General features: G+C 63.5%; 12 protein-coding genes. 4 read left to right on the forward strand and 8 right to left on the reverse strand.

From position 1 onward, the window contains the following. Window positions 1-79 precede the first annotated feature (79 nt). Window positions 80-1,066 (forward strand): Bug family tripartite tricarboxylate transporter substrate binding protein, encoded by a 987-nt coding sequence (locus ACE04A_RS12995; protein WP_485806133.1) that lies wholly within the window; start codon window positions 80-82, stop codon window positions 1,064-1,066. Here ACE04A_RS12995 and ACE04A_RS13000 read toward each other — a convergent pair. Next, window positions 1,053-1,988, reverse strand: a complete 936-nt coding sequence (locus ACE04A_RS13000; protein ID WP_448717379.1) for a LysR substrate-binding domain-containing protein — start codon at window positions 1,986-1,988, stop codon at window positions 1,053-1,055. The genes ACE04A_RS12995 and ACE04A_RS13000 overlap by 14 nt on opposite strands. Before the next feature lie 206 nt (window positions 1,989-2,194). Between ACE04A_RS13000 and ACE04A_RS13005 the strand changes: the two genes are divergently transcribed. After that, window positions 2,195-3,199, forward strand: coding sequence for a pirin family protein (locus tag ACE04A_RS13005; protein WP_448717378.1), 1,005 nt, complete (start codon window positions 2,195-2,197; stop codon window positions 3,197-3,199). A 264-nt stretch (window positions 3,200-3,463) separates the two neighbouring features. Beyond that, window positions 3,464-5,692, forward strand: a complete 2,229-nt coding sequence (locus ACE04A_RS13010) for a TonB-dependent receptor (protein ID WP_485820188.1) — start codon at window positions 3,464-3,466, stop codon at window positions 5,690-5,692. A gap of 90 nt (window positions 5,693-5,782) precedes the next feature. On the opposite strand, the gene ACE04A_RS13015 is transcribed toward ACE04A_RS13010, so the two are convergent. The 6 genes from ACE04A_RS13015 to ACE04A_RS13040 all read right to left on the reverse strand — a co-directional run bounded on the left by ACE04A_RS13015 (window position 5,783) and on the right by ACE04A_RS13040 (window position 11,843). Then, complete coding sequence (locus tag ACE04A_RS13015) at window positions 5,783-6,064, reverse strand: helix-turn-helix domain-containing protein (protein ID WP_100856545.1); 282 nt, start codon at window positions 6,062-6,064, stop codon at window positions 5,783-5,785. Next, window positions 6,061-6,399 carry a type II toxin-antitoxin system RelE/ParE family toxin gene (locus ACE04A_RS13020; RefSeq protein WP_448717376.1) on the reverse strand — a complete coding sequence of 113 codons (339 nt, stop codon included), beginning with the start codon at window positions 6,397-6,399 and terminating at the stop codon, window positions 6,061-6,063. The genes ACE04A_RS13015 and ACE04A_RS13020 overlap by 4 nt, the downstream gene beginning before the upstream one ends. Window positions 6,400-6,458: 59 nt before the next feature. Continuing rightward, entirely contained in the window at window positions 6,459-7,058 is a 600-nt protein-coding gene (locus tag ACE04A_RS13025; RefSeq protein ID WP_100856543.1) for a transglycosylase SLT domain-containing protein, read from the reverse strand. A gap of 278 nt (window positions 7,059-7,336) precedes the next feature. Continuing rightward, window positions 7,337-9,928, reverse strand: coding sequence for a bifunctional aconitate hydratase 2/2-methylisocitrate dehydratase (gene acnB / locus ACE04A_RS13030; protein ID WP_259246033.1), 2,592 nt, complete (start codon window positions 9,926-9,928; stop codon window positions 7,337-7,339). A 201-nt stretch (window positions 9,929-10,129) separates the two neighbouring features. After that, window positions 10,130-10,966, reverse strand: a complete 837-nt coding sequence (locus tag ACE04A_RS13035) for an FxLYD domain-containing protein (protein WP_448717375.1) — start codon at window positions 10,964-10,966, stop codon at window positions 10,130-10,132. Next, on the reverse strand, window positions 10,956-11,843 hold the full coding sequence (locus ACE04A_RS13040; protein ID WP_448717374.1) for an FxLYD domain-containing protein: 888 nt from the start codon (window positions 11,841-11,843) through the stop codon (window positions 10,956-10,958). Before ACE04A_RS13040 ends, ACE04A_RS13035 begins: the two co-directional genes overlap by 11 nt. A gap of 209 nt (window positions 11,844-12,052) precedes the next feature. On the opposite strand from ACE04A_RS13040, the gene ACE04A_RS13045 reads away from it, so the two are divergent. Beyond that, window positions 12,053-12,817, forward strand: a complete 765-nt coding sequence (locus tag ACE04A_RS13045) for a sulfite exporter TauE/SafE family protein (RefSeq protein ID WP_259246036.1) — start codon at window positions 12,053-12,055, stop codon at window positions 12,815-12,817. A 46-nt stretch (window positions 12,818-12,863) separates the two neighbouring features. Here ACE04A_RS13045 and ACE04A_RS13050 read toward each other — a convergent pair whose 3' ends face one another. Further along, window positions 12,864-13,304 (reverse strand): CBS domain-containing protein, encoded by a 441-nt coding sequence (locus tag ACE04A_RS13050; RefSeq protein WP_259246037.1) that lies wholly within the window; start codon window positions 13,302-13,304, stop codon window positions 12,864-12,866. Between the last annotated feature and the right edge of the window lie 100 nt (window positions 13,305-13,404).

Consider the following 13,404-nt stretch of genomic DNA (forward strand, 5'->3'; position numbering starts at 1 on the left):
AGGCAGCACCGCCCGAACGCAGGGCAACACCACGATAGACGTCAAAAAATCAGAGTCGCCAAAGACTCGGGAGACAAGCATGTTGAAGATGAATCGTTGGATCGGCCGCGCCGCGGCCGCGATGTGGGTTTGCACGGCCGCTGCCGCGTCGCCTGCGATGGCGGCGTTTCCCGACCGGCCGTTGAAGCTGGTCGTGCCCTACACGCCGGGCGGCGCTGCCGACCAGTTGTCGCGCGTGCTGGCCGAGCGCCTGTCGCGGGAACTGGCGCAGCCCGTCGTGGTTGAAAACAAGCCCGGCGCCAACACCATGATCGCCGCCACGCAGGTGGCGCGCTCGCAGCCCGACGGCTACACCTTGTTCCTGGCCAGCAACGCCAGCATGGTGCTGAACCCAATGCTCTACCAGAAGATTGCCTACGACGCGGCGCGCGACTTCAGCGTGCTGTCGGTGGTGGCCGAATTGCCGCTGGTGGTGGTGGCCAACAACGAGGTGCCGGCCACCACACTGGCGCAATTCGTCAGCGTGGCCAAAGCGCGCCCCGGCAAGCTGAACTACGCTTCGGTCGGCATCGGCAACCCGCTGCAACTGGCGACGGAACTGCTGAAGTCGCGCACCGGCATGGACGTGGCGCACATTCCGTACAACGGCAGCGCGCCCGCGCTCAGTTCGCTGATGGCCAATGACACGCAGTTGATGGTCGACGTGATCAGCACGTCGCTGCCGCTGGTCAAAGAGGGCAAGATCAAGGCCCTGGCGGTGACTACGGCTGAACGCCTGCCGGTGCTGCCCGACGTGCCCACGGTGGCCGAAAGCGGGTTCCCGGGTTTTCGCGCGGCCACGTGGTTTGGGGTTGCGGTGCCCGCGGAAACCCCGGCGGCCGAGGCCAACGCCCTGCGGGACGCGGTAGCCAAGGTGATGCGTCAGCCGGATTTCCGCGAACGCTTTCAGGCCTTGGGGCTGGTGATCCAGGCGCCGCGCGATCAGGCCGAGACCGAACGCTACGTGGCGGAAGACCGCGAGCGCTGGGGCGAGGTGATCCGGGCGAACCACATCAAGCTGGACTAAGGAGGTCGTGTCGCGCCAGCAAGGCGGGCAGTTCGGCCGCCGCCACTTCCAGGAAGCGGCGCAAGGCCAGGGGCTCGCCCCGGCGCGCGGGCATGATGGCGTAGATGCGCGACGGTGCGGCCCGCCAGCCCGGCAGTATCTCGACCAGCTTGCCCTTGGCCAGCATGTTGGCGCACAGATAGTGCGGTATCAACGCCGCGCCCAGCCCCGTCAGTGCCATGGAACGCAGCGTTGCCATATTGCTGCTCAGGCAACGCGGCTGAAACTCCAGTGATGCCGCTTCGCCGCCCGGGCCGGTGAAGCGCCAGGTGTGCAGATTGTCTTGCGTGGCATGCGCCAGGAGCGGCAGCGCGGCCAGGTCGCGCGGATGGCGCGGCGCGGCCGCCTTTACCAGTGCCGGCGTGCCGACCAGCGTCAGGGGCGCCAGCGCCAGCTCGCGGCCGATCAGCCGCGAATCCGTCAGCGGCGCACCCATGGCGCGAAACGCCAGGTCATAGCCTTCGCCCACCAGGTCGATGATCTCGTCGCGCGTGTCCAGCAGCACGCGAACGCCGGGGTGCGCCAGGCAAAAGCGCGCCACCATATCGCCCAACAGCGTGACCGCCAGCGGCGAGGGCGCGGTGATGCGCAACAGGCCGCTGGGCGTGTCGCCCATGGAAGCCGCCAGGTCGAACGCGATGCGGGCCTCGCGGGCCACGGCTTGGGCGTGCACGTAGATCTGCTCGCCCATCGGGGTCAGCGACACCCGCCGGGTGTTGCGATGAAGCAGTCGCACGCCCAGCCGCGCTTCCAGTTCGGCCACGCGCCGACTGAGCTTGGAACGCTGCATGTTCAACACGCGCGCGGCAGCCGAGAAGCCGCCTCTTGCGACGACTTCGCTGAACAGCAGCAGATCGTCAAGGTGATACAGGGGCGGGGGCATGGGGGGGGCGGCGGCTGGATGGCGGGACGGGGGGCGGATTGTCCTGCATGGCAGGACAACTATTCCTGAAATTGGCCTCTACTGTCCGCCTGGTGGAACGAATAAGCTTCGGCACTTCAAACGTCGTTTCACACGCGCTTGGGCACGGCAAGCGTCATTCCCACACGCTGGCCCCGCAAGCGTCATCCCAATCAGGCAGCAGCTTTTTGACTATTCATCTCAGCAACGTCGTTGCCAGCCAGCCGCAATCGGCCGGCGATTCCTGCACGATTCGTCCGTTTTGCCACGCCGATTTTTACCGCGAGCCTTCAGCGGTTTCTTCCCAGGCGCCTTCCCCGGCTTCGTCGCCCTTGATCCAGGTGGACTATTTCGCCATGACCGCGTCGGACGCCGTGTTCCCGTCGGTACCCGGCGCGCGGCCCGGCCTGTGGGTGGCGACGCTGATGCTGGAGGATTGCCGAGGCTTCATGCAAAGCCTGGGCGGCAACGGCGAAGACCATCAACTGCAGGCGGGGGATCTGTTCTGGACTCGGGAAGACGCCGGCGTCATGCGGGCGCGGGCGGCAGGGGATGCCGCGTCGCCGGGCGCTGAGCTCCGGTTGAACGGCCTGCGGATGGTGTTGGGCCTGCATGGCCAGTCCGAAGCGGCAGCCGGCCCCGAATCGGAATCCGAATCCGAATCAAACCCCCAGCCTTTGCCCGCCACGTCCGCCTTGCTGCGCGGCTGGGAGATGCCGGTGATAAAGACCGACGCCGGCCGCATCCGGGTGGCGGCGGGTAGCCATGCCGGATCGCAGTCGCCCTTGGCTACCCCCGCGCCCCTGACGATCCTGGACGTCTGGCTGCGCCCCGGCGCCCCCCAGTTGGTGCCGCTGGCGCCGGGCTGGAACGCGTGGGTCTACTCGGTGTCCGGCGAGCTTGGGGTGCGCGCCCGGCATCGCCGGATCGGGGCGCCGCCGTTGCCCCGGCAAGCGGCAGGCGACCGGGACTTCGCGGTGCTGGACGCGGGCTCGGCGCTGGTCGCGTCTGCGTCGGCCTCGGCCGGTGACGAGGAAGGCGTGCTGGTCTTGATGGCGGGCAGGGCGCCCGCGCACTTCGTGCTGGTGGGTAGCGCGGGCAGCACGGACAGCGCGGTGAGTGCAGCGAGCGCGGGCAGCGCGCCGTCGGCGGCAATGCCCAGTCGTCGCGGCGCCCAGCCGCTCGCAGCTTAACCCTGCGACCATCAGGGATGTCTGTTGTGTGACGGCAACGTCAATCAACGTAAAAAAACGGGGAAATATTGAGAATGATTATCGGTTTGATAACATTTGCGACTCAAGACCTCAAGACCCCCTTGGTGAACGGGCTCGGTCAGGGCCTGATGGCAGGCTTTCGCGGTAGTGCCCACTGATAAGCCGTTTTCCGTGCGTGACCCAATCGGGATTGTGTGTTTGTTTGCGCGGCGACGCGCCCCACCTTCCTCTCTTGATCCCGAAATGAAAATTCGAACTCTCGCTTGCGTGGCCGCGACGCTGCCATGCATGGGCGTCGTCCATGCGCAAACCGCCACCCCTGTCCCAGCGCAGCCTGCCACGGACAGCAGCTCGGTGGTGTCGATGCAAGCCATCAAGGTAGAGGCCAGCGCCGACGCCTCGGCCGGCGGCCTGGCCCCGGCGTTCGCGGGCGGGCAGGTGGCCACGGGCGGCCGGGTGGGCGTGCTGGGCACGCTGGACAACATGAGCACGCCGTTCAGCATCACCAGTTACACGAACGAACTGATCCAGGACAAGCAGGCCCGCAGCGTGGGCGATGTCTTGCAGAACGATTCGGGCGTGCGCGTGGCGCGCGGCTTCGGTAATTTCCAAGAGTCCTACTTCATTCGCGGCTTTATCCTCAGTTCGGACGACGTGGCCTACAACGGCCTGTACAGCTTGCTTCCGCGCCAGTACATCGCCACCGAACTGTTCGAGCGCGTGGAAGTGCTGCGCGGTGCAACGGCTTTCCTGACAGGCGCCACGCCTGGCGGCGGCGGCATCGGCGGCGTGATCAACCTGGTGCCCAAGCGCGCGCCGAACGAGCCGCTGACCCGCGTGACCACCGGCGTTGCCAGCGGCGGCCAGTTCCAGATCTCTACCGACATCGCCCGCCGCTTTGGCCCGGACGACAGCACCGGCATCCGCCTGAACGCCGCGCAACGCAGCGGCGACACGGGCATTGACGACGAACATTCGCGCACCAGCCTGGTGTCGCTGGGCCTGGACTGGCGCTCGGCGGACACGCGCTTGTCGGCGGATATCGGCTGGCAGGAAAACAAGCTGAAGCGCGCGCGTCCGAATGTGACGCCACTAATTGGCACCGTTACGACGGTGCCGGATGCTCCTGACGCAAGTTCTAACTATGCTCAGCCGTGGTCATATTCGAACGAACGTGATCTTTTCGGCACCGTTCGGGCTGAACATGATTTCAGTGAAAAGCTAACGGGATGGGCTGCGTATGGCATGCGCCGTAGTGACGAGTCCAATTCGCTAGGTAACGTGACGCTGACTAACGGGAGCACGGGTGCGGGGCGTTTTTTCCGCTTTGATAATGTCCGTGAAGACACTGTTGATACTGGGGAGGTCGGCGTGAGAGCCAAGCTGGCTACCGGATCGATCAAACACGAATTCGTTGCGTCAGCAGCTTTTTTTCAGTTAAAGAAAAAGAATGCGTATGCGGTAGGTGGAACGCGCTTCACCAACATCTACGATCCAATTTCGTATGAGGATCCACCTGCCATAACTTCTGTATCAGGTGATATGGACAACCCGACGCTGCAAGGTCGAATCAAGATGACCAGTTTTGCGATCGGCGACACGATGTCTTTTTTTGATGATCGGGTCATATTGATTGGCGGTGTGCGCCATCAACGGCTATCTAGCCGCGGTTACGACTACAACACGGGTTCCGAAACATCCGCGTCGGACGCCAGTCGAAATTCGCCTGCAGCGGGAATTGTCTTCAAGCTGTCGCCCAACGTTTCTCTTTACGCCAACTACATAGAAGCTCTGGCAGCGGGTGATACTGCACCGGCTACAGTCGTCACCACGTCTGGGCAGGCGCCAGTCCAGAATGCTGGGCAGACCCTGGCACCCTATGTTTCCAAACAAAAAGAAATTGGTATTAAGTACGAGGGGGATGGATTGGGAGCGACCCTCGCGGCCTTTTCGACGGACAAGCCGCGTTCATATGTAGATCTGTCCGACTTAACGTTTAAGTCTTCGGGCAAAGACCGACACCAGGGCGTTGAATTGAACCTATTTGGCGAAGTCACACAGACCGTGCGCCTTTTGGGGGGACTAACTTGGCTCGACGCCCAGCAACGATCAACTGGTAATTCCGCTATTGACGGCAATCGTGTAATTGGCGTCCCTCGTTTCCAGGGAAATATGGGCGCGGAATGGGATATTCCCGGGGTTGAAGGGCTAACCGTGGACGGGCGGGTTGTCTACACTGGAGCTTCCTACGCCGATGCTGCCAATACGCTAAAAGTCCCGGGTTGGACCCGCTTTGATGCCGGCGTGCGCTACATGACGGACGTAGGCGGCCACTTGGTGACCCTGCGCGCTCGCGTGGAAAATATCGCCAACCGCAACTACTGGTCCTCTGTGGGCGGCTACCCTAACAGCGGCTACCTGGTGCTCGGCGGCCCGCGCACCTTCCTGCTGTCGGCAAGCATGGACTTCTGATCGAGGCGGCCGGTTTCGGCCGGCATACCAAAAACAAATCCCGGCACGAAGCCGGGATTTGTTTTTGGGGATAAGAAAATCAACAGCGGATCACGCTGCTTCCTGAATCGTCATCTGCACGTGCAGGCCCGCGGCGGTTGCCATATTGACCAGCGCATCCAGCGCAAACAGGTTGATCTTGCCGCGCATGAGATCCGAAACGCGCGGCTGCGTAACCCCGAGCAGTTGCGCCGCTTGCTGTTGGCTCATTTCAGAGCGGGCGATGTGGTTCTTCAGCGCCACCATCAGTTCGGAGCGCAGTTTCATGTTTTCAGCTTCGGCGGGGGTGTCTTCAATGGCATCCCACACGCTGGTGAATTGTTGCTTGCTCATTGGCCTAGCTCCTTCAACAGTTCGCGGTATCGCTTGGCAGCCAGATCCAGGTCGGTTTTTCCTGTCTTCGCCGCCTTCTTTTGAAAGCAGTGCAAGACGTAGATGGATTTAGCAAACTTTGCGACGTATATCACGCGAAACGCACCCGACTCTTCCCGAAGCCTGATTTCGCGGACCCCAGGTCCGATCGTTGTCATGGGCTTCCAGTCGTCCGGCTCCAAGCCGCGCTGTACCTGATCTATCTGATGCCCCGCGTCGCGTCGTGCATGCAGTGGAAAGGCCCGCAGTTCGTCAAGTGCCGTACCCAAAAAGGTGACGAGTTTGAGGACTCTCATGCGGCGATTATACAAATTTTTGTATAGAACTCAATGCCAGGGAGGCGGGCGCTATTTCCTCACCAAAACCACCCCCCGCGCGTCAGATCCGCTTCGCAGCTTTTGTACTGCGACGTGAACTTCTCCGCGCGCGCCTTGACCTTCAGCGATACCGTTTTCAACCATGCCTTGCGGTCGTAGCTGCGGTTGCGGTAGCCCGTCCAGCCTTCGTGGTAGTTCAGGTATTGGGCGTAGGCGTCCCATTTGGATACGCCGTTGATGCGCTGGCTTTTGCTCATGTACCAGCCCATGAAGTCCAGTGCGTCGGCGAAGTCGTCGCGGCTGGCGCCCCAGCTTCCGGCTTCGCGCTTGTAGTCTGCCCAGGTTTCGTCCTTGGCTTGCGCGTAGCCGTAGGCGGAACTGACGCGGCCCCAGGGGATGAAACCCAGGAAGTAGTAGCGGGGTGGCACGGCGTCCTGTTTGTAGGAGGACTCCTGATACATCATCGCCATGGGCACCGGCACGGGCGCGCCCCATTTCTTTTGCACCTTCAGGGCGGCGTCGTGCCAGTCCGGCTTTTCACGGAAGATCGCACAAATGTTCTCGGGGTTGGATGGCGGCGCCGTGGCGCAACCGGCAAGCGCCAGCAGTAGCAGCGGCGGCAGCAAAAGCCGGGTCATTGGCGGGCTTCCTCCTTCGGGTCATGGCGCGAACGGATCGCTGCGCCGGGGCAAGGGTCACAAAGTACCGCGATTGTATGAAAACGTATCGGGGGAAAAGTTTCCTGTTCGGACGCTTGCTTGGGCGTTCAGGCAGGAACCGCTGAAACCCGATGCCGAAAGCTCACCCTCTGAAGTCCGCCTTCCGAAACCCGCCCCAAAAGAAAACGGCCCCGGATTGCTCCGGGGCCGTCGTTCCTACTGCAAGCAGGTCAAGACACCTGGCTAGCGTGCAAGGCTTAGACCTCGATCACGTCCGCCACGTCCTTGTAGTCGGCGATCTTGTCGAAGTTCAGGTACTGATAGATCTGGTCGCTGCTCTTGTTGATGACGCCCATGTCGGTCATGTACTCGTCCTTGGTCGGGATGCGGCCCAGCTTCGAGCAGATGGCGGCAAGTTCTGCCGAACCCAGGTACACGTTCGTGTTCTTGCCCAGGCGGTTCGGGAAGTTGCGGGTGCTGGTCGACATGACGGTCGCGCCTTCGCGCACTTGTGCCTGGTTACCCATGCACAGCGAGCAGCCCGGCATTTCGGTGCGGGCGCCGGCGGTGCCGAAGACGCCGTAGTGGCCTTCCTCGGTCAACTGCGTGGCGTCCATCTTGGTGGGCGGGGCCACCCACAGCTTGACCGGGATGTCGCGCTTGCCTTCCAGCAGTTTGGATGCCGCGCGGAAGTGGCCGATGTTGGTCATGCAGCTGCCGATGAACACTTCGTCGATCTTGGCGCCGGCAACTTCCGACAGCGTCTTGACGTCGTCCGGGTCGTTCGGGCAGGCCACGATGGGCTCGTGCACGTCGGCCAGGTCGATCTCGATGACGGCGGCGTATTCGGCGTCGGCGTCCGGCTCCAGCAGCTTGGGGTCAGCCAGCCAGGCTTCCATGGCCTTGATGCGGCGGCCCAGCGTGCGTTCGTCTTCGTAGCCGTTGGCGATCATCCACTTCAACATCACGATGTTGCTGTTGATGTATTCGATGATCGGTTCCTTGTTCAGGAACACCGAGCAGCCGGCGGCCGAACGTTCAGCGGACGCATCCGACAGTTCAAAAGCTTGCTCGACCTTCAGGTCCGGCAGGCCTTCGATTTCCAGGATGCGACCCGAGAAGATGTTCTTCTTGCCTTGCTTGGCAACGGTCAGCAGGCCTTGCTTGATGGCGTACAGCGGGATGGCGTTGACCAGGTCGCGCAGGGTGACGCCGGGTTGCAGCTTGCCCTTGAAGCGGACCAGCACCGATTCCGGCATGTCCAGCGGCATCACGCCGGTGGCGGCGGCAAAGGCGACCAGGCCCGAACCGGCGGGGAACGAAATGCCGATGGGGAAGCGCGTGTGCGAATCGCCGCCGGTGCCGACGGTGTCGGGCAACAGCATGCGGTTCAGCCACGAGTGGATCACGCCATCACCCGGACGCAGCGACACGCCGCCACGGGTGCTGATGAATTCCGGCAGCGTGTGGTGCGTCTTGACGTCCACGGGCTTGGGATAGGCGGCGGTGTGGCAGAACGACTGCATCACGAGGTCAGCCGAGAAGCCCAGGCAAGCCAGGTCCTTCAGTTCGTCGCGGGTCATCGGGCCGGTGGTGTCCTGGCTGCCGACCGAGGTCATCTTCGGTTCGCAGTAGGTGCCCGGGCGGATGCCCTTGCCGTCCGGCAGGCCGCAGGCACGGCCAACCATCTTCTGGGCCAGCGTGTAACCCTTGCCGGTATCGACCGGGTCTTTGGGCAGGCGGAACAGCGTCGACGGGGCCAGGCCCAGTGCTTCGCGCGCCTTGCTGGTCAGGCCACGGCCGATGATCAGCGGAATGCGGCCACCGGCGCGCACTTCGTCGAACAGCACGTCGGACTTCACTTCGAATTCAGCGATGACTTCGCCGTTCTTCAGAGCCTTGCCCTCGTAGGGGCGCAGTTCGACGACGTCGCCCATTTCCATCTTGGAAACGTCGAGCTCGATCGGCAGCGCGCCGGCGTCTTCCATCGTGTTGTAGAAGATGGGGGCAATCTTGTTGCCCAGGCACACGCCGCCAAAACGCTTGTTCGGCACGAAGGGAATGTCTTCGCCCGTGAACCACAGCACCGAGTTGGTGGCCGACTTGCGCGACGAACCCGTACCGACCACGTCGCCCACGTAGGCAACCAGGTGGCCTTGTTCCTTCAGCGATTCAATGAACTTGACCGGGCCGCGCTTGCCGTCTTCTTCCGGTTCGAACGCCGCGCCGTCGCGCTTGTTCTTCAGCATCGCCAGGGCGTGCATCGGGATGTCGGGGCGGGTGGTGGCGTCGGGCGCGGGCGACAGATCGTCGGTGTTGGTTTCGCCAGGCACCTTGAAGACGGTGATGGTCAGGCTTTCCGGCAGTTCCGGACGGCTGGTGAACCATTCGGCGTCAGCCCAGCTTTGCATCACGGACTTGGCGTTGGCGTTGCCCTTGTCGGCCTTTTCCTTCACGTCATGGAAGGCGTCGAACATCAACAGGGTCTTTTTCAGCGCATCGGCGGCGATGGTGCCGATTTCCGCATCGTCCAGCAGGTCGACCAGCGGGCCAATGTTGTAGCCGCCGAGCATCGTGCCCAGCAGTTCCGTCGCCTTGGCACGGCTGATCAGCGCACAAGCTTCCGTGCCCAGCGCCACGGCGGCCAGGTAGGACGCCTTCACCTTGGCGGCATCGTCCACGCCGGCCGGCACACGGTGGGTCAGCAGTTCGACCAGGTTCTGCTCCTCGCCAGCGGGCGGGTTCTTCAGCAGTTCGATCAGTTCGGCGGTTTGTTTAGCCGTCAGGGGCAGCGGGGGAATCCCCAGAGCCGCGCGTTCGGCAACGTGTTGGCGGTAGTTATCCAGCATGTGAGGCCTGCTCAAAAGTCGGGTTGGAAGAAGGGTTGTCGGGCGGAATTGTAGAGGCAACAGAAGGCGCTAGCAAATGTCTTATATCTTATATAAGACCTGAGCCGATAGCTGTTGCATTGTGGAGACGGGGGGGGCGCCATGCTGGGTCCGGACAGGCGCCGGCACAGACGCCAGCCCAGACGCCAGCCCAGACGCCGACTATCGCCCGGCCACGTCGTACACCACGTCCACCCGTGCAAAATTCCCGCCGTGCTGCTTGACGATGACCTCGAACGGGGCGCTCTCGCCCGGTTGCAGCTTGGGCAGGCGCAGTTCCTTGAAGCTGGCGCCGCTGAGCTTGTCCTGCGCGTCATAGAGGCTGATCCACACCCGCACGTTGTTCACTTCCGCCTGGTCCTCATTGCGCACGCGGCCCGTCACGGTGACGTATTTGTAACGGTAGCGGTAGCTGAAGTTCAGCGTGCCGGTGCCGACACCGGCTTCGGTGTTGTCGACGGAAATGTCCAGCTTGGGGCGGGGGCCGGGCAGGGCGGCGCGCTTGGCGGGCATCCAGTCGGTCTTGACCTCGGTATAGCGGTCGTAATTGCCGCCCACCAGCGCCACCGGCACGCGCTCGCCCGGGTACAGATAGGCGGGTAGCGTCCAGTCCTGCCGTACCTTCAACGGGGTCGAGCCATCGAACACCGTGATCTGCGCCTTGGGCGACAGGGCCACGTAGTCCGCGCTGGTATTGACGACTTCCGCGTACATCAGCGGGCGGTCGATTTCATCCAGCAGGCGGCGCGGCGGGGACAAGGTCAGCGCTTTGTTATCAAACAGCGCAAAGCCGGGGTCCAGCAGTTCTTCGGTGGTCAGGCGCACATGGTCGATCACCCGCACCTCGGCCGGGCTGACCCGCACGATGCGGGATGCGGAATCGGCATCCTTGGGCGTTTCCGCGCGTGAGGACGCCTGGGCGGCCGTCAGAATCATCAGCACCGATACGGCCTTGACCGGCCAGGACAGCGGCGGGGCGCCGCGACGATCAGCTTTCACTTTGCACCATGTAGTCGTAGGACGCGACCTTGCCGTCGCCAAGCATTTCGCAGCGCACGTCGAACGCCGTCAGCGCGCCGGGCGCCAGCGGGTTGGCCGTGGCGTAGCCGTTGCCGGTGCCGATCATCGTGCCGTCTTCGCCGTACAGCATGACGGTGATCTGCGTGCTGCCGGCCTGCGCGTCGCCCTCGTTTTTCACCAGGCCCACCAGGCGGTAGGCGCCGTCGTTCTTCACCAGTTGCACCTTGCTGGGCGTGACGTGGTTGTTCTTGCCGCGCGCGGCCCTGGGCGTGGCCACTTCAAGCGTGTAGCGCGAGTAGGCCTTGTCCGGTACCGAGACCAGCACGGGCACGTATTCACCCGGCTGCAACGAGCGCGCCGACGGCGATGCCGACGATGACGACAGCGTCAGCTCGCCTTGGTAGAAGGTCGCCGTGACGCGGGGCGGGTCGATCTTCTGGCCGGTTTCGTTGCGCATGATCATCACCAACTGCTTGCGCCCGTGCGTCTGGGTTTCGCGCACGTCCGTCAGCTTGACCTTGGCGGCATCGATGGGTGGCGTGACGGGTTGCGCGCGGTAGGGCGCCGACGGCCGGCTTGAGGTCAACAGTGACGCCACCAGCGGAATGGCCACCCCCGCCGCCACCACCAGGGCGACGATCGCCACCACGCGGGGCTTGATCTGCGCGGGATGGGCGGGCCGCTGCATGCCCGCCAGGATTTTCTCCAGCCGCTGCGCAACGTCGTCTTCCACCAGCGTCAGCGCGTGGCAGTGATTGCAGCGGTATTCGTTGGTGGCGAGCTTGGTGAACTGCGCGCTGCCGCAGGTTGAGCAGGTCAGCGTGACCGTGTTGATCGTGGTGTGTTTAGGCGTCATTCTGTGCGGGGTTGGCCGGGGCAAAGCGGACAGGGGGACAGGGCGGGAAGGATAGCGGCAGGGCATCGCGCGCGGGGTGCGGGTGCGCTTCCGGTTGTGACAATATGTGCCCGGCGTTGACGGCGGCCGACCGCCATGGCGTTCTGCCGGGGCCAAAGTCGCCGATGCCCGGGTGATATCATCGCCGCGACTACACCGCCCCCCTCCGCATGACCCTCACCCATCACTTGCTATTCCTGGCCTGCGTGGCGCTCGCCACCTATGCCCAGACCATGACCGGCTTTGCGTTCGGACTCGTGCTCTTGGGCCTGTCCGGCGTCTTCCAGTTGGCCTCGGTGGCCGAAGTCGCCAATGTGGTCAGCGTGCTGTCGCTGGTGAATGCCGCCGTCACGCTGGCGCGAACCAAGCCGCAAGTGAACTGGTCGCTGATGCGACCCGCCATGATCGCCAGCTTTGTCGGCGTGGGCGTGGGCGTTGCCGCGTTGACGTGGATCAGTGGGTCAATGACGGTGTTGTTGCAGTTGCTGCTGGGCATCACGATCCTGGCTTGTGCCGTGCTGCTGGTGGCGCGCGCCAAACCGCTGGAATGCCTGTCGTCCAAGGCGTCTTTCTGGTTCTTTGGGGGCATATCCGGCGTGTTGGGTGGCCTGTTCTCCAGCGCCGGGCCGCCGATGGTGTATCACCTGTATCGCCAGCCCTTGCCCTTGGTGGCTATCCGCAACAGCCTGCTGGTGCTGTTTTCGCTGAATGCCGTGGTGCGCCTGACGCTGGTGACGGCGCAGGGCGCATTCGAGGCCTCGTCGTTCTGGCTCAGCGTGTACGCGCTGCCCGTCGTAATCGGCGTGACGTGGGCCGCGCGGCGCTTCAGCACGTCCGGGTCAATGAAGACCGTCAAGCGCATGGTGTTCGTGTTGTTGCTGGCGGCCGGCATGGGCTTGATCGTGCCGGCGGCGCGGATACTGGCGGCGGGGTAGCCGCCAGCGCCGCGTTGGCGCGGGGTGCGGCGTTATGCCAAGCCGCCTAGGCGTGGCCGCCGCTGATGTAGCGTTCCAGTTCGTGGATGATGAACTTCTGTTCGCTCATGACGTCCTTGACCAGATCGCCGATGGACAGCAGGCCAATGAGCTTTTCGTTGTCGATGACCGGAAGATGGCGAAAATGCCGTTCGGTCATCATGGCCATACAGTGTTCCCGCGTGTCGGAAGGGCCCACGTAATAGACCGAGTCGGTCATGATGTCGCGCACCTTGGTGCTGCGCGACGAACGATCCTGCAGGACCACTTTGCGGGCGTAATCGCGCTCGGAGAGCATGCCCAGCACCGTTTCCCCTTCCACGACCACCACCGCGCCGATGCTGCGTTCGGCCATGGTCTTGATGGCGTCGAACACCGAGGAATCCGGTGAAACCGTCACCACGGAATGGTTCGACTTTTCCCTGAGAATCTCAGCCACTGTTTTCACGATGTGCTCCCGTATCGCTGACAAGGTTCAACCGCGGACCGCGCGTTGCGCCCTGGGATAACGGTCAGGGCGCCGCCGCGCGGTCATGCTCCATCCTAAG

The sequence above is a fragment of the Achromobacter colocynthidis genome (assembly GCF_057334535.1).